General features: G+C 39.3%; 19 protein-coding genes. 8 read left to right on the forward strand and 11 right to left on the reverse strand.

Features of this window, described 5'->3' with window-relative positions; translation table 11 throughout:
• Positions 1 to 94: 94 nt before the first annotated feature.
• The 3 genes from AVJ20_RS07140 to pheS form a co-directional block, all read right to left on the reverse strand.
• Complete coding sequence (locus AVJ20_RS07140; protein ID WP_004783565.1) at positions 95 to 391, reverse strand: integration host factor subunit alpha; 297 nt, start codon at positions 389 to 391, stop codon at positions 95 to 97.
• Positions 388 to 2,769: a phenylalanine--tRNA ligase subunit beta gene (gene pheT, locus AVJ20_RS07145; RefSeq protein WP_111884719.1), complete on the reverse strand. Its 2,382-nt coding sequence runs from the start codon at positions 2,767 to 2,769 to the stop codon at positions 388 to 390. Before pheT ends, AVJ20_RS07140 begins: the two co-directional genes overlap by 4 nt.
• Before the next feature lie 130 nt (positions 2,770 to 2,899).
• Positions 2,900 to 3,880 carry a phenylalanine--tRNA ligase subunit alpha gene (pheS, locus tag AVJ20_RS07150; RefSeq protein ID WP_078189575.1) on the reverse strand — a complete coding sequence of 327 codons (981 nt, stop codon included), beginning with the start codon at positions 3,878 to 3,880 and terminating at the stop codon, positions 2,900 to 2,902.
• Positions 3,881 to 4,039: 159 nt separating this feature from the next.
• Here pheS and AVJ20_RS07155 point away from each other — a divergent pair, with 159 nt between their 5' ends.
• Entirely contained in the window at positions 4,040 to 5,068 is a 1,029-nt protein-coding gene (locus AVJ20_RS07155; RefSeq protein ID WP_111884720.1) for a hypothetical protein, read from the forward strand.
• A gap of 84 nt (positions 5,069 to 5,152) precedes the next feature.
• Here the strand turns inward: AVJ20_RS07155 and AVJ20_RS07160 are convergent, their stop codons facing one another.
• The 3 genes from AVJ20_RS07160 to AVJ20_RS07170 all read right to left on the reverse strand — a co-directional run bounded on the left by AVJ20_RS07160 (position 5,153) and on the right by AVJ20_RS07170 (position 6,479).
• The gene (locus AVJ20_RS07160; protein ID WP_111884721.1) at positions 5,153 to 5,365 is read right to left on the reverse strand and encodes a hypothetical protein; all 213 of its coding nucleotides are present in this window, start codon (positions 5,363 to 5,365) and stop codon (positions 5,153 to 5,155) included.
• 110 nt (positions 5,366 to 5,475) lie between these two features.
• Entirely contained in the window at positions 5,476 to 6,027 is a 552-nt protein-coding gene (locus AVJ20_RS07165; RefSeq protein WP_111884722.1) for an adenylate kinase, read from the reverse strand.
• Between the two features lie 71 nt (positions 6,028 to 6,098).
• Positions 6,099 to 6,479: a hypothetical protein gene (locus tag AVJ20_RS07170; protein WP_111884723.1), complete on the reverse strand. Its 381-nt coding sequence runs from the start codon at positions 6,477 to 6,479 to the stop codon at positions 6,099 to 6,101.
• 258 nt (positions 6,480 to 6,737) lie between these two features.
• Here AVJ20_RS07170 and AVJ20_RS07175 point away from each other — a divergent pair, with 258 nt between their 5' ends.
• Positions 6,738 to 7,703 (forward strand): hypothetical protein, encoded by a 966-nt coding sequence (locus AVJ20_RS07175; protein WP_162689744.1) that lies wholly within the window; start codon positions 6,738 to 6,740, stop codon positions 7,701 to 7,703.
• A gap of 67 nt (positions 7,704 to 7,770) precedes the next feature.
• On the opposite strand, the gene rplT is transcribed toward AVJ20_RS07175, so the two are convergent.
• A complete protein-coding gene (rplT, locus tag AVJ20_RS07180; RefSeq protein WP_004647525.1) occupies positions 7,771 to 8,130 on the reverse strand; it encodes a 50S ribosomal protein L20 in 360 nt (119 codons plus the stop codon).
• 11 nt (positions 8,131 to 8,141) lie between these two features.
• Positions 8,142 to 8,336: a 50S ribosomal protein L35 gene (rpmI, locus tag AVJ20_RS07185; RefSeq protein WP_065994397.1), complete on the reverse strand. Its 195-nt coding sequence runs from the start codon at positions 8,334 to 8,336 to the stop codon at positions 8,142 to 8,144.
• A 223-nt stretch (positions 8,337 to 8,559) separates the two neighbouring features.
• Here rpmI and AVJ20_RS07190 point away from each other — a divergent pair, with 223 nt between their 5' ends.
• The 4 genes from AVJ20_RS07190 (at position 8,560) to AVJ20_RS07205 (ending at position 12,072) form a co-directional block, all read left to right on the forward strand.
• Positions 8,560 to 9,822 carry an MFS transporter gene (locus tag AVJ20_RS07190; RefSeq protein WP_111884764.1) on the forward strand — a complete coding sequence of 421 codons (1,263 nt, stop codon included), beginning with the start codon at positions 8,560 to 8,562 and terminating at the stop codon, positions 9,820 to 9,822.
• A gap of 102 nt (positions 9,823 to 9,924) precedes the next feature.
• On the forward strand, positions 9,925 to 10,284 hold the full coding sequence (locus tag AVJ20_RS07195) for a TonB family protein (protein WP_111884725.1): 360 nt from the start codon (positions 9,925 to 9,927) through the stop codon (positions 10,282 to 10,284).
• Positions 10,285 to 10,530: 246 nt separating this feature from the next.
• Positions 10,531 to 11,265 (forward strand): energy transducer TonB, encoded by a 735-nt coding sequence (locus AVJ20_RS07200; protein WP_111884726.1) that lies wholly within the window; start codon positions 10,531 to 10,533, stop codon positions 11,263 to 11,265.
• A gap of 60 nt (positions 11,266 to 11,325) precedes the next feature.
• Positions 11,326 to 12,072, forward strand: a complete 747-nt coding sequence (locus AVJ20_RS07205) for an energy transducer TonB (RefSeq protein ID WP_162689745.1) — start codon at positions 11,326 to 11,328, stop codon at positions 12,070 to 12,072.
• Here AVJ20_RS07205 and AVJ20_RS07210 read toward each other — a convergent pair.
• Together AVJ20_RS07210 and AVJ20_RS07215 are read right to left on the reverse strand one after the other, a co-directional pair.
• Positions 12,060 to 12,488 carry a YqaA family protein gene (locus AVJ20_RS07210; RefSeq protein WP_111884728.1) on the reverse strand — a complete coding sequence of 143 codons (429 nt, stop codon included), beginning with the start codon at positions 12,486 to 12,488 and terminating at the stop codon, positions 12,060 to 12,062. The genes AVJ20_RS07205 and AVJ20_RS07210 overlap by 13 nt on opposite strands.
• Positions 12,489 to 12,500: 12 nt before the next feature.
• On the reverse strand, positions 12,501 to 12,785 hold the full coding sequence (locus AVJ20_RS07215; protein WP_078192639.1) for a hypothetical protein: 285 nt from the start codon (positions 12,783 to 12,785) through the stop codon (positions 12,501 to 12,503).
• A gap of 211 nt (positions 12,786 to 12,996) precedes the next feature.
• On the opposite strand from AVJ20_RS07215, the gene AVJ20_RS07220 reads away from it, so the two are divergent.
• Complete coding sequence (locus AVJ20_RS07220) at positions 12,997 to 13,380, forward strand: energy transducer TonB (protein ID WP_162689746.1); 384 nt, start codon at positions 12,997 to 12,999, stop codon at positions 13,378 to 13,380.
• A gap of 29 nt (positions 13,381 to 13,409) precedes the next feature.
• Here AVJ20_RS07220 and AVJ20_RS07225 read toward each other — a convergent pair whose 3' ends face one another.
• Positions 13,410 to 14,027, reverse strand: coding sequence for a glutathione S-transferase N-terminal domain-containing protein (locus tag AVJ20_RS07225; protein WP_111884730.1), 618 nt, complete (start codon positions 14,025 to 14,027; stop codon positions 13,410 to 13,412).
• A 314-nt stretch (positions 14,028 to 14,341) separates the two neighbouring features.
• Between AVJ20_RS07225 and AVJ20_RS07230 the strand changes: the two genes are divergently transcribed.
• A complete protein-coding gene (locus AVJ20_RS07230) occupies positions 14,342 to 14,803 on the forward strand; it encodes an Hsp20 family protein (RefSeq protein WP_078192642.1) in 462 nt (153 codons plus the stop codon).
• Positions 14,804 to 15,471 lie beyond the last annotated feature (668 nt).

The raw sequence follows: 15,471 nt of genomic DNA on the forward strand, positions 1-15,471 counted from the left end.
TATCGTCTCACTTTAAAACGAATATTCTTCAATATGAATTGTGCGATAGATGATGAGCACTGCGCCTCGTAAATCAAAGGAAAAAAAAAGCAGATCAATTGATCTGCTCATTTCCAACACGTTGACGGAATTTTTGTCCCGCACGGAAGGTCACTACACGACGGGCAGAAATCGGAATTTCTTCACCCGTTTTCGGGTTACGGCCTGGGCGTTGACGTTTATCACGCAACTCGAAGTTACCGAAACCTGAGAGTTTAACTTGTTCCCCAGAGATTAGCGCTTGGCTAATCTCATCGAAGAATAACTCGACCATTTGTTTTGCTTCACGACGGTTTAAACTCGTGAGCTCACTTAAATGATCAGCCATTTCTGCTTTTGTTAATGCTGTCATGAAGCCCTCAATGTCGCCTGGTAAGTGTTTTCCAACACCTGAAGTATGTTATCCATACCGGTTTTGATTTCAGCATCTTCTAATGTACGTGTTGGATGTTGCCATTGAATTGCAAATGCCAATGAGCGCTTGCCTTCTTCGACACCTTGACCAGTGTACACATCGAATAACCAAACTGCGTCTAAAAGCTCACCGCCGGTTTTTTCGATAAGTTGCTGAATTTCACTAACATTAATCTTATCACTAATTAAAAGCGCAATATCACGTCGAACCGACGGAAAACGTGATAATTCTGTAAAATTAGATACATAAGTTTGCAAAACAGCCGATTGATCTAATTCAGCGACCCAAGTAGTCGCCAAATCCAACTCATCTTCTAAAGATGGGTGTAAACGACCAAAGTAACCAATTGATTGACCATTGACTAAGATTTCAGCAGATTGACCTGGATGTAACCACGTACGCTCTGAACGTACATATTCAACATTTAAACGTGCAGAATTTAAAATCTCCTCTACATCGCCTTTAAAGTCAAAGAAATCCATTGGCTGTGCTTTACCATGCCAAGATTCAGTCGTACGCGAACCTGTTGCAACTAGTGCAAAGGTTGGTATCTGTTTGAGATCATGAATGCTGTTCGCACCTTGATAATCAAAACGTAGACCAAGCTCATAGAAACGCACACGGTTTTGCTGACGGTTCACGTTGTATTGCACACATGGGATCAAACTTGATAATAAGGTTGAACGCATCACTGCAAGGTCGCTAGAAATCGGGTTTGCAAGCGCTAGTGGTTGAACCTGTGGATTCAATTGTTTCTCTAGTTTCGCATCTGCAAAGCTAAAGCTAATTGCTTCTTGATAACCCAAAGCCACTGCAGTTTGGCGTAACTGAACCAATTCAAATTGGTCTTGGTATTTCGCTAGTTTGACATCAATCACTGGCAAGCTGATTTGAATATTGTCGTAACCGTGAATACGTGCCACTTCTTCGATCAGGTCTTGATAAATCGCCATATCAAAGCGGTGTGATGGCGGTACAACTGTCCACTCACCTTCTGCTTTCACAGTGACATTGCAACCCAAACGCGTTAAAGCATCGGTAATAAATGCAGATTCAACTTTATAACCAAGCAGTTGATCGACTTGCGCTTGGTTCAGTTCAATGGCTTCACGTTTTGGTAATAGCTCTACTTTTTCAGCAACAGTAATTGGACCAAACTCACCACCAGCTAAATCAGCGATAAGTTGAGAAGCACGGTGCATTGCCGTCATCGGCAATTCAAAGTCTACACCGCGTTCATAACGCTGAGATGCATCAGTATGCAAACCAAAACTACGTGCACGACCTGCGATATAGAGTTGATCAAAGAACGCCGACTCAAGGAAAATTTCAGTGGTATCATCAGAAACCGCTGAACTTAGACCACCCATGATTCCTGCAATCGCCAAAGCTTTTTGATCATCCGCAATCACCATCACGTTTTCAGATAATTCAACTTCTTGTTCATTCAACAACGTTAATTTTTCTGCTGCTGTTGCTTGGCGTACACGAACAGAACCTTCAACTTTACCGCCATCGAATGCATGTAAAGGTTGACCCAATTCCATTAAAACGTAGTTGGTAATATCGACCAAAATACTGTGCTGACGAATGCCTGCACGAGCTAATGCACGCTCCATCCACTCAGGAGTTGGTGCTTTGGTATTAACGTTTTTGATCACTCGACCTAAATAGCGTGGGCAACCATCAGTTTCAACAACAACTTTCTTCTCATCAGTAATTGTTGCAGCAACTTCTGTAATCAATGGTGCAGTCACAGGGAGTTGGTTAATCACACCAATTTCACGTGCAATACCACGAATACTGAAGCAGTCACCACGGTTTGGCGTGATGCTGATATCAATCACATTGTCATCAAGATCTAAATATTCACGCACATTTACACCAACAGGTGCATCGGCAGGAAGCTCCAATAGACCGTCGATTTTGTCTTCAAGATCAATTTCAGACGCACCGCACAGCATGCCTTGTGATTCAACACCACGAAGCTTGCCTTTTTTAATTTTGAAATCACCCGGAAGTACTGCACCAATGGTTGCTACAGGAGCTTTCATGCCTACACGTACGTTTGGAGCGCCACAAACGATTTGTAACGGCTCGCCTGAACCGATGTTTACAGTAGTGACACGTAAACGATCAGCATCGGGATGTTGAACCACTGTTAAAACTTCACCGATTACTACACCAGTAAATGGTTTTGCAGCAGGAGATAAATCATCAACTTCTAAACCTAACATGGTCAGTTGGTCAGAAAGTGTATCGCTATGAATGGCTGGGTTAACCCATGTACGCAACCAATTTTCGCTAATTTTCATTGTATAAAAACCTATTAATTCTAAATTTCTAATCCCCTCTAGCGCCCCTTTAAAGAAAGAGGACGAACCCTAAGTCATGATGGACAACCCCTCTCCTTTTAGGAGAGGTTAGGGAGAGGTATAAAACTGTTTAAGCAAATTGGCGTAAGAAACGCACATCATTTTGGTAGAACATACGTAGGTCATTAATGCCATAACGCAACATTGCAAAACGTTCTACACCTAAACCGAAGGCAAAGCCCTTGTATTTTTCTGGGTCAATGCCAGCGGCTTGTAAAACGTTTGGATGCACCATACCGCAGCCCAAAACTTCCAACCATTTACCACGTTCATCCATGATATCCACTTCCGCACTTGGCTCTGTAAATGGGAAATAAGATGGACGGAAACGTACTTTCAAATCTTTTTCAAAGAATTCATTTAACAAGTTCACCAACAAACCTTTAAGTTCTGCAAAGCTAGTGTTTTCAGCCACATACAGACCTTCGATTTGATGGAACATTGGAGAATGCGTTTGGTCCGAGTCACAGCGATAAACACGACCAGGACACACAATACGAATTGGTGGCTGACTCGTTTCCATGGTACGAATTTGCACGCCTGAGGTATGCGTACGAAGTAAATGATTCGCATCAAAATAGAAAGTGTCGTGCATCGCACGTGCAGGGTGATGACCCGGAATGTTCAATGCTTCAAAGTTGTGATAATCATCTTCAACTTCTGGACCAGTCGCAACAGTAAAGCCAGCTTTGGTAAAGAATTGGCAAATACGTTCTTGAACTTGAGTCACAGGGTGAATACTACCCACCGTTTGACCACGGCCGGGTAAAGTAATATCAATCGTTTCGCTAGCAAGCTTTTGTTCTAATGCAGCTTTTTGTAATTCAGCTTGACGAGCAGTCAGTGCGCCAGTAATCGATTCACGAACGGCATGAATTTGAGCACCAAAAACTTTACGTTCTTCTGGGTCCATTTTACCGAGCGACTTCGATTGTTCCGCGAGCTGGCTTTTCTTCCCTGTAAATTGCACTCGCACTTGGTCGAGTGTAGCAAGGTCCTCTGCTGCTGCAATCGCAGCGAGCGCTTCAGTGGTCAGGGCTTCCAGTGACATAGTAACTCTCAAAGCAACAATTTAAAAAAATAATATAAACCCCTTATTCTAACAGTTTTTAGCCGTTATGATGAAGCGCATTCACAAGTTAAAATTGCATTAGCATCAAGTTTTAAAAAAAGTATAAGATAAACACAATATCAATGGGATCCAATCTTTATGGCACTCGATCCAATCTGGAAACAACAGCTCACACTCGTCACTTATGGCAATGAATTTCTCAACCAAGGTTTAAGTTTTCAACGTTGGTTAAATCACCACATTTTTGATCAGCACAGTTTCCATTTTCGTGATTTGCTATCACAGCATTTATTGGCTCAACATTTCCAAATTTGGCTAGAAGGCTTAAAAAAACAAGGGGTACAACGCTTAAGTTTACATAGCTCCAGCTTACTGAATGATGAACAAAATCCGAATGCTAACGTTGAACTTCTTCCCTTTGCCCATTTTATTGTGAGCCACGAAAAAAATAAAAAGCAGGCATGGATTTTTGGTAAAGAACTTGCCGAGTGGTATAACGCAGAAAATGACTATGACGCACCTGCATCCCAACAACTGCAGATACGTCGAGAAACCTTTTGGCGCTATGAGCTGAACCATAAACTCATTAAACGCATCGAAGCGGATATGCAGTTACCAAGATGGGATGATATTCATAACTTCACTGAAGCAGAATTATTTTTACAAAAACCTGCGGAAGGTTTTATTGAGCCGGAGGTGTTGGGCACACCTTATTATGGTACGCAGCCTGATCCGAGCAGCGAATCGAATGAATCTACAAAACTTGCACTCTTGCCAACGGATGCACAAGCGGATTTTGCACATGACAGCTTGCATCGCTTAGATGCATTAAACCGCCACATTCAGTCTAAAATTCAGCATCCCTATCATGCAGATGGCAGCATCTATACACCTGAAGAACAGTTAAATTTGCGCCATTTTGCTCAAAAAACTGAAGATTTAACGGCAAAATTTATTGTTAAAGTCGCCAATCACTATAAAACTGCACGTTTAACTCCTGTAGTCGAAAGCTCTCCTCTGGATGGATTTAAAACTGAGCAAAGAAAATCAAATCCTCAGCATGCACACACGCCAAATCCAACCAATAAACCCGGTGCAGGTGGAGTGATTACTTTAATTATTATTACGGTAGTGATTGGCTTATTGGCTTATTACTTCGGACTTTAACTGTATAAATATGATCAACACTAAAAAGCCCTTCTCATAGAAGGGCTTTTTTATAAACATACTTCTGTATGAAAGATTTCAAAATTATGAGGTCGTTAAATAATTAAATGGACGAATTTCTAATCGAACGCGATGCTGATCGGCATGTTGATTAATATAATGACTGACAGAGACTACTTCCCCCTCAAGCTCTGCGTCTGCACCATACATGATTTTGACTGCCTCACCTTTGCGGGGAATCATTTCGAGCTCTACAGTAATGCTACCTTGACCCATACCAACTATTTCAGCCAACATTTTATTTTCCTTTTGTTCTTTTCTATCCATACATTAGGCATGTCGCAAAGCGCGGTATAAAGATTATTTCTGTAACTTAACTACACTTTTTATTGATAAAACATCAAAACTTAAATATCAAAAACATAAGAGTCCAATTGTTCTAAAAATGCATCAACTGCATTTGCAGACTTTAAACGAATCCATTGAATATGTTGATATTCAGGTGCATTCATCATCTGTAGATATTTTTCACGATTCTTTTTATGGGTCTTAATCATCCACCAGACAATGGAATCTCGACCAAACATCCGCCACAAACTTTCCTGATTATTTGAATCTGGCCAAAGATCTTGTTTGGACTTAGCCCGAGAAATTGCGCGCTTTACAGAGCGGTATAAATTGACTGGAAACGGAAGGTCTAACCATATCACCGTATCTATTTCAGACCATTTAACAGGAATCGCCCGAGTATAATTGCCATCAATAACATAACCATTTTTCGCTTTAGCAGTTTCAGCTTCAATACGTGCAAAAAAGATTTCGTCAGGACACTCCTGCCAATCATCTAACCAAAACAAGTTATCTAATTCAATGTAATGCAAACCAAGCTTTGTTGCCAATGCCCTAGAAAATGTTGATTTTCCTGTAGCAGATGTACCGACTACGTTTATTTTTTTCATTGTCATGATGATCTACTTGAGTCAAGTGAACCTACTTCAAGATAACAGTATTAGATAAGATAGGTTAACTTTTATTCTTCACGATAATTTAAAAGATCTGCATCGATATTGATAAAGTCAGGCTTTGGGATTTGTTCAAATTGAACGGCTAATATATGCGACTGACTGGTTATGCATGCTTTTGCGACTCGATGCATCCCATCCATCACTCGACCACTAGCACATAAAATAATGGGATAACTTAAGTCCGCAGCATTTACCAATTCCAGATGTTCAATAATTTGCTGTGTGGTCGGAGCAGATTTTGGAAACCAATAAGCTTCGTTCAACTCTTGAATGTCACTTACAGGAATTTGCTGAACCTTGAAATTTTGACTGAGTTTTACTAAGTGATGTACATCCCAAATATACGTATCGTCGCCTACTTGGCGGAAGTGATACTGTTTGCGCATCAAGCAGTTACCTTTTAAGTCAAATTAAAGCTAAGATAGCTTACAATTGAAAAATAAAAAAAATGCTTCATTATGATAGATCATTACGAGCAATTTATTCTTGGTTTGCAATATAACGCTCAACGCTTTTTTAACCAGAAAATTTACTATGACGAGATTTTGCACCCATGGTGCGGCCAAGCTTGCGACATTTTCTTGATTCGCGATTTTAAAACCAATGCATTACTACATGACTCAGTTGATCATTTGATCATGTATATGGCTGAAAAGCGGATTAGAACATGCTCACTTTATCCATTTGATCTTCTTTTTGAGCATGCAAAACTTAATCAACATCCTCATTTTGACTTTGTAAAAACCAACTACCCTCTTGCTGTTTTCCACAACAATTTAAATCAAGCCTTTGCACTGGTTCAAATCCAATCTGAAACGAAAATTTTAGATATCAGCCCTATTGGTGATCCTCGGGAGTTTTGGGGTGCAAGTTCCACACAATTTCATGACGCATTCGGGCTGTTTACATTAATTGAGCTCAATCAACAACAGCGGAACGAATGCTTTTGCTTTGATAAAAAATCGAGTTGGAGCAGTTTAGTAAATAGCATTCAACTGGATTTATTTGAACATCCGTTTTCTACCCACATTCAGCCTCAATTTAAACTAATCCATAATTTGTATTATTATGGCCTTCTGGATGACTCACTCCCTCTTTTGGAGAATCCTCAAGCTTCACCTCAAGTTGGATTAAGTCTGCTTGAAATGCTCAATTCAATCGAAGCTGCTATCCAAAATTTAAAACATGTAAAAAACGAAAGCTCACCGATCCATTTATTTACAACCGAAGAATATGCACAACTATTGGATTATGAGTACAAACTGTCAGAACACCATGTAGATGTCACGTGCTATACAGCCAATCATTTCAACCGCGAAAATTTAGTCAATGATGAAGAGAAAGCTTTACTCAAACAACTACAGAAAAAATACCCCAAAGTTAATTATTTCAAGTCGACATCTGATCAAGCTCTTTCCGCCACCAACACTTCAACAGATAAAGAGCCTGAAAAACCATGGGTTGTATTTTTTTCTTTAGTTTTAATTTTTGCCATGCTATTCGCTTTACTTTATGGCTTTTATTTACTTTTTAAACAATTTGAGTTTATAAAATTTGCCGCAATCACAATTGGCATCATTGTGTTTTTAGCCATATGGTCGAAAAAATAAGATGTCTAATCAACTTCGTCCATAAAAAAAGACCGCTAAAAGCGGTCTTTTTTTAAGTCATAAAGACTTATGCAGCTAATGCATCTTTAGCTTTAGAAGCTAAAGCAGCAAACGCAACTGCGTCATGCATAGCGATGTCAGCAAGTACGCGACGGTCGATAATCACTTGAGCTTTTTTCAAGCCAGCGATCATACGGCTGTACGACAAACCATTTTGACGAGCACCAGCATTGATACGCGCAATCCATAGAGCACGGAATTGACGTTTCTTTTGACGACGGTCACGGTAAGCATATTGACCTGCTTTGATTACTGCTTGGAACGCTACGCGATATACGCGTGAACGAGCGCCGTAGTAACCTTTAGCACGAGCAAGAATTTTTTTATGACGGCGATGAGCCTGTACACCACGTTTAACACGAGCCATTTATAATCTCCTTAGATGTATGGGCACATACGGCGAACTGAAGCAACGTCACTTACGTGAACCATTACACAGCCGCGTAATTGACGGATACGCTTAGCAGATTTTTTGGTCAAAATGTGTCGTTTGAACGCTTGGTGACGTTTAAAACCGTTTGCAGTTGGCTTGAAGCGTTTAGCTGCACCACGGCGAGTTTTCATCTTAGGCATAAGAACCTCTTTTGAACACCTGTTCGGCACGTCTGCACCATTGCAAAGACGCCCTGCAGGTAAGGGAGCGAGTATTCTAAAGCATCTTTGTTCAAAACAAAAGCGAATCTTTCTACCGAATATCGAACTTAATTAATTTTCTGATATAGATTTTCCGATGATTTTATAAGCGATGCCCAATAAGGCTTATATAATGTCGGCACGCCAACTATTAATGTCCATTATGAAACCTGCACAGGATGCTTTTGCAGCCCTACGTTATCGGGATTTCTCGATTGTTACGCTTAATCAATTTTGTCTGACCTTAGCCATTTTGATTCAAGAAATTATTGTTGCTTACTCACTGTATCAAATCACTAAAGACCCGCTAACACTGGGCTTAATTGGTTTAGCCGAAGCAATTCCTTTTATTGCTCTCTCTTTGTGGGGAGGATACTTTGCAGATCGTTTCAATAAACAGACCATTATGAAAATTTGTCTGTTTTTTTCTGTACCGATGCCACTGATTCTTTGGGGGTTATTTCACCAATACGGTCTCGGCCAAATTGATGTCACCCAACTGTCTTGGGGTATTTATGCGGTCATTTTTGGGCTTGGAACGATCCGTGGTTTCTATAATCCCTCGGCAACGTCGCTTAAACCTTTTTTAATCCCGCGGGAGCTCTATGCCAATGGTGCAACATGGACAACGATTGGTTGGCAAAGTGGGGTGATTATTGGGCCAATGCTTGGCGGTTTTATGTTGGCATTTTTAGGCCGTGAAACCAGTTTGCTCAGTGTTGCAGCACTACTAACGATCTGCTTCGTCCTCATTAATCTGCTCAGTAAACGCAGTTTCCCTAAAATTGAATCTGACAATTTAAAAGATAGTTTAAGTGAAGGTTTTCGTTTTATCGGGAAAACCAAAATTGTCCTTTGGGCGATTTCACTCGATTTAGTTTCTGTGCTTTTTGGTGGCGTGATTGCCCTCTTACCGATTTTTGCCGAAGATATTTTAAAAGTGGGGCCTGAAGGTTTAGGCTACTTACGGGCAGCACCGTCTATTGGCGCTCTGATCACCATGATTGCATTGACCAAATTCCCTCCAACCCATCATGCATGGCGTAATATGTTATTGGCTGTAGCGGGTTTTGGTGTATTTACCATTTTATTCGCATTTTCAAGCCATCTTTGGTTATCACTCTTTGCACTGGCAATGACTGGTGCATGTGACAGTGTTTCTGTCGTCGTGCGTCAAACGATTTTACAGCTCTATCCACCTGAAAATATGCGTGGCCGTGTAGCCGCGGTCAATGGCATGTTTGTCTCCAGTAGTAATGAACTCGGTGCATTTGAATCTGGATTGGCTGCAAAATATATGGGCACGATCATGGCGACAATCTTTGGTGGCTGTATGACCATGGCTGTAGTTGCAATCAGTTGGGCAAAAACACGTGATTTGTTTAAAGTAGATATCACCCAAAGTCATGATGATTTAAAAAAATAAATTTACCGATCATATTAAGGGCAAATATTCATTTTGCCCTTTTTTTTATGGATGATTTATACTCATTTTCCTCCTTTATTTTAATAATTTAAGATTTATTTTATGAAAATTAAAACATTGATTTTACTGAGCAGTATTTTATGTGGCTATTCTTATGCCGAAACAGATATAAATAACAGCCCTAAAGAGCTTAAATTACAATCTAGTGGTGTTAGTTTTCTTAGAACACCAAAAATTGACGTTAATGAAAATGATCTAAAAGGTAAATCTCATCAATTTCTTGCACGTTTATATGTAAATGAGATAGGTAAAGTGACTCAAGTCGAAACTCTCAAAAGTACAGGCTTAGATGCTTTGGATCGAAAAATCAGCGCATCCTTAAGAGGTGCAAGATTTAAGCCGTATATAGAGAATGGTCAAGCCACTTCATTTATTATTCAACTACCTATTAAACTAAATTAGGGAACAAAATACTGATTCCGCAAGTAGTGTTCCACCTAAATGCAAAATAGAACTTCATTCAAATGTTTATGATGCTGAACGCAAAAGCGCAAAAACCCGTGACTTATTTGGAATCGACATTACCCATCAGTCAAAAAAATAATGGCATATTTTCCATTTAAACCTTGCCAGTATTTCCAATACAGGAAATACTGCGCAGCAATATCGACGCATTCATCACTCACTTTGTGATCTTAGAATAGACTTATGAAACAATATCTGTGCTTAACCCTTTTAGCCTGCGCTCCATTTTCTACAGCGTTTAGTGCTTCAACCAAAACCCATCAACTTCCGGCACAGAATATTGAAGTTGCTCCTGCGCATTTAACCACGCGTTTAAATTGGTCGGTTTTTCCAAAACCAGTATATGCCAATGAAGACCTCAAGCAACGTGACCGCGCGGCCATTATTCGTGTCACAGCGAATGCAAAAGGCACCATTACCGATGCAAGTGTTGAAGAAAGTACAGGGGTCGATCAACTCGACCGAATCTTAATTGCTGCTGTCAAAAAAGCTAAAGTCAAACCACATTTAGAAAATGGTGAAGCCAAAGCCATTATTGGCTATCAAGCGTTTAATTTGAGAGTTAAAGGCAATACGCCTGAATGTGATTTCAACTTTGATTCAAAAGTTTGGAATGCACAAAGTGCAGATAAGAAAACGCCATTCCAATATGTATCTCAACCAAAATTAGATCTCACTAGTCATGAATTGAAACAGCACGATCGTAAAGTCAAATTTAACTTTAAAGTGGACAAACACGGACAAGTGAAAAAGGTGAAGATCAAGCAAGGCTCTGGCATTTATGCACTCGATCAGAAAGTCGTTGAAGCACTAAGAAATAGTCAGATCTCGGTTAAACGTACTGCGAGCACCCTTTGGATCTATAAAAAGTCGAACTTTAAAGATGAAATTCAATTTAAAGTGAATGGCTGCTCATAATCTCAATTTTTAGCGGCATTAAAATAATGCATTGGCGTGCCGCGCACTGATGGAATGACTATGTTGAAACAATATACAGCAATAGGTCTAATGCTCTGTGCAAGCACAGTGATGTGCACGCAGTATGCTGCCGCTGAGACTGCGCCCGCCAGCGAAGTAAAAATATTGCAAGACAGACCTGTCAGCTGGATGCGCGCACCCAAAGTTAAATTTGAGCCAGGAGATCTGGAAGGACGCCCTAGATTTGTCAATGTCGCAATTGATGCAGACAACTCGGGCAACATTACCGCAGTCAAAATCATCACCAGTTCAGGCTTGCCAGATTTGGATGATATGGTCATTAACGCGGTAAAAAAGGCACGCTTCAGGCCTTATATAGATTCGGGCATCAGCTATCCCTTCCGAGCGACGCAGCCATTTGAATTTAATGCTGATGACTATTCATCGACACGTAAAACACCAAAAAGAAAGCCCATCAAAACCTGCTGGGCTGATTTTGAGCCCGAGGGCTTGCAGCTCCAACAGTCTGGCCAACATAGAACATTTCAATACAAAGACGTCCCCGCAATGAAGCTGCCGATGACGGAATCTGAAGCAAAACAATTCAGCATAGATTTTAGTTTTAGCGTAGATCGTAAGAACCAAATTTCCGATATTCGTTTAATACAAAGTCCAAGTGATCCAATTGCCCGCTTGCTATTAAAGAAATTTGAACTGGCAAAAATCGAAGCGCCACGTAAGTTTTATCAGATCTTTAAAATTCAATTTAAAGAGCGCATTCAGCTGAAAAATATTCAATGTAATTGAAAAAATAGCCCGTAGATAAACAGATAACGTCCAATTTTGGCGATACTGACCAGTGTGAAAAATCGCCAGAAGTTTTCTTTCATTAAACCCGCGATTAAAGTAATTGGGTCTCCAATAATCGGCAGCCAACTCAGTAGCAAAGACCAATAACCATATTTGTGATAAATACCCTGTGCCTGCTGCATTTTCAGCTCTGACACGGGAAACCATGTTTTATTTTTATAATGTTCTACTTTTAAACCGAGCCACCAATTCACACAAGAACCGAGAATATTACCAATACTGGCCACCACAATCAGCAGCCATGGATTATGTTGACCATAGCTCAACAAGCCGAGCAATACGGCTTCGGACTGTAAAGGAAGTAAGGTCGCAGCCCCAAATGCCGCGAAGAATAAAACTAAAAACGACCACATCGAAACGAATGCTTAGAGACCTAATTTTTTCTTCGACTTCAAATATTCAAAATTTGACCAAAGCACTGCTGCAACAATTACAACGATTCTCGACCATTTATATTGTGAAGAAATCGGTTCAATCGCAGCTCGCATCAAGTTTTGATCTTTGGTATGTAAATCTGCAAGAATATTTTGAACATGCACAATTTCAGCGACAAATAGCACTAAGCAGCCTGCAATACCAAAAATAATACTCCAATAGATTCTTGGGTTATTTTCAACAATACGGGTAAAATTTAAGAAAAAGTCTTTCATCGCAAAATCGTCCAACTAAGCCGTCAACAACGCGTTCTTTTCGGCAGCGCCGCATTCTAACACAGCGTTAGAATTTTCTTCCGTCCTATCTAAAATCTTAAGGTGAGTCTTTCCGCACTTTACTTTTATACATGAGACTTCTAATCTGCCACGCGAATATTGAATAATTTTAACTCACTTTATGAAAAAAATTCTTTGCTTAAGTTTTATCGTGTTATTACAAATTTTGACCGCTTTATATGCACAATATCCTTCTGAAGTTGCCAAACAACACGTGATTACACAAGATCAAATGATTTGGCAAAAGCGACCTATCTTTAACTTCAACAATGACGATCTGGGCAATCAAAATCGTGACCTTAGTTTTAAATTGTATGTTTTAGCCACCGGCGAAGTTCAAAAAGCTGAATTAATCAAAAGCTCTGGACTTACACACATTGATAAGCGGGTTGAGCAGTCACTTTTACGTGCCAAGTTCAAACCTTATATCGAAAATGGTGTAGCCTCCCCCTTTGTTGCCTTACAACCCTTCTCACTCAAGACCCTGAAAGAAAACCAAAGACCTTGGTGGAAAAAGCTTCTATTCATTCCATAAAAAAAAGAGCATGTTTCCATGCTCTATTTTTAAACGTATATTGCTAAGGCTTTTTGTACCGCTGGACGGGCCGTCAGTCGATCGATATAGTCTTTCACGTATGGATAATCTTCCAGCTGAATTTGCTGCCATTCATGACGCAGTGCCCAAGGCAGAATAGCCATATCTGCAATCGAATACTCTCCAGCCACAAATTTTTGACCAATCAACTGATGGTTCAAAACTTTATATAAGCGTTTAGATTCATTTACATAACGTTCAGTTGCATACGGAATACGTTCAGGTGCAAAACGACTAAAATGATGATTTTGTCCTAACATGGGCCCAAAACCACCCATTTGCCACATCAACCATTGTTCAACTTCAACGCGCTCAAACTCATCTTCTGGATAAAACAAACCTGTTTTACGTCCGAGATATTGCAGAATCGCACCAGACTCAAAAACTGAAATCGACTCTCCTCGTGGGCCATTCTGATCCACGATTGCAGGGATTTTATTGTTCGGAGAAATTCTCAAAAAGTCTGGCTGAAATTGATCATTTTCCAAGATATTAATCGGAAAAATTTGGTATTCCAAACCCATTTCTTCTAAAGCGATGGTAATTTTATGTCCATTGGGTGTACCCCAATAGTAGAGATCAATCATCTATATTCCTTTTTAATTTTCAGTAAGGCAATCTCATTTTGCTTTATGTATAACATGTTTAATCCAGTGAAAGCTTGTCAGTTTTCTGAAAAGTAACGTTAAAATGTGAATTATCACTTTGCTTTTAAAATCATTTAAGGTACAAAAATTCAAAAAATATAATTTTTTTATAAAAATCCCTTGAAAAAAATCAGCACAGACCGATATTGATACATGTACAAGGATCAAACGATCTTGTTAGTGAACAGTGGATGCCAAGCATCACTGAACATTTCTTATTGTTACAACTTTGCTTATTAAAGAGAGTTCTAATTATGAGTAGTTTAAATCTTAACCCACTTTTCCGTCGTAGCATTGGTTTTGATCGTTTCAACGATTTATTTGATTATGCCATGCAAAGCGACACACCAAATTACCCGCCATACAATATTGAAAAAACGGCTGAAAATAGCTATCGCATTGTGGTGGCAACCGCAGGTTTTACAGAAGATGAACTTTCGCTAAACTTAGAAAATCAAGTGCTAAGCATTTCAGGTAAACCAACTGAAGCGCAAGATACAACTGTGGAGTTCCTGCATAAAGGCATTGCTCGTCGTACATTTAAACTGTCTTTACGCTTAGATGAACATATAGAAGTGCAACAAGCCCTATATGAAAATGGTTTATTGACAGTGGACTTACAGCGTATTATTCCTGAAGAAAAACTACCACGCCAAATTCCAATTGGCAAAAAGGCATTGATAGAAAGTCCTGTCCAAGAAAATATCGCTGAGTAAACTCTCATAAAAAAAAAGACCCTTCGGGGTCTTTTTTATATTAAGAAAATTAGTTAGATTCAAAACATGACAAACAAGAATAAAAAATCATGCCATCTCAAGAATATAGTGTTTCAATTCCAATTTATATGTTTCGTTTTTTATCTATTCTCAACTTAATCTTACCCATAGGTGTTTTTAATGAATCCTTGGTGGGTCTGGCTTACAAGCTGTTCATCTACTCTTTTTAAATTTTGGCGTATCTTGCAAAAAATAATCCTACTCTGTATTACTATCTATTTATATGAAATGTACTTTGTTCTGATCGCTTTTATGACATGGAATATACGACCTAATATAACCAAGATAAAGATCTATTAGAGGGTACTGAAAATCCCCATCTCACGGCCGGTGTTATGTAAATAGATCTCACATAGTTAGCTCAATAAAAAGCTTTGCTCACTTTATACCTACATTAAAACTAAATTAAAGCATTTCAAAACGTCTGAATCGAAACAACGATTGAATATCAATTAAAATATAATCAAATTTGTCTTTCTTAAAGAAACTTACTTAATACCCTCAGACATAAGTTCGCATTCATGAATTTTGCTCTATTTTCCAATCAATACGCAGCAAAAATTATTGGTGCCCTTGAACATCATTGAGATTAAAAAACCAAAATATAG

This window comes from Acinetobacter sp. CFCC 11171, assembly GCF_003268405.1.
Taxonomy (GTDB): Bacteria; Pseudomonadota; Gammaproteobacteria; order Pseudomonadales; family Moraxellaceae; genus Acinetobacter; species Acinetobacter amyesii.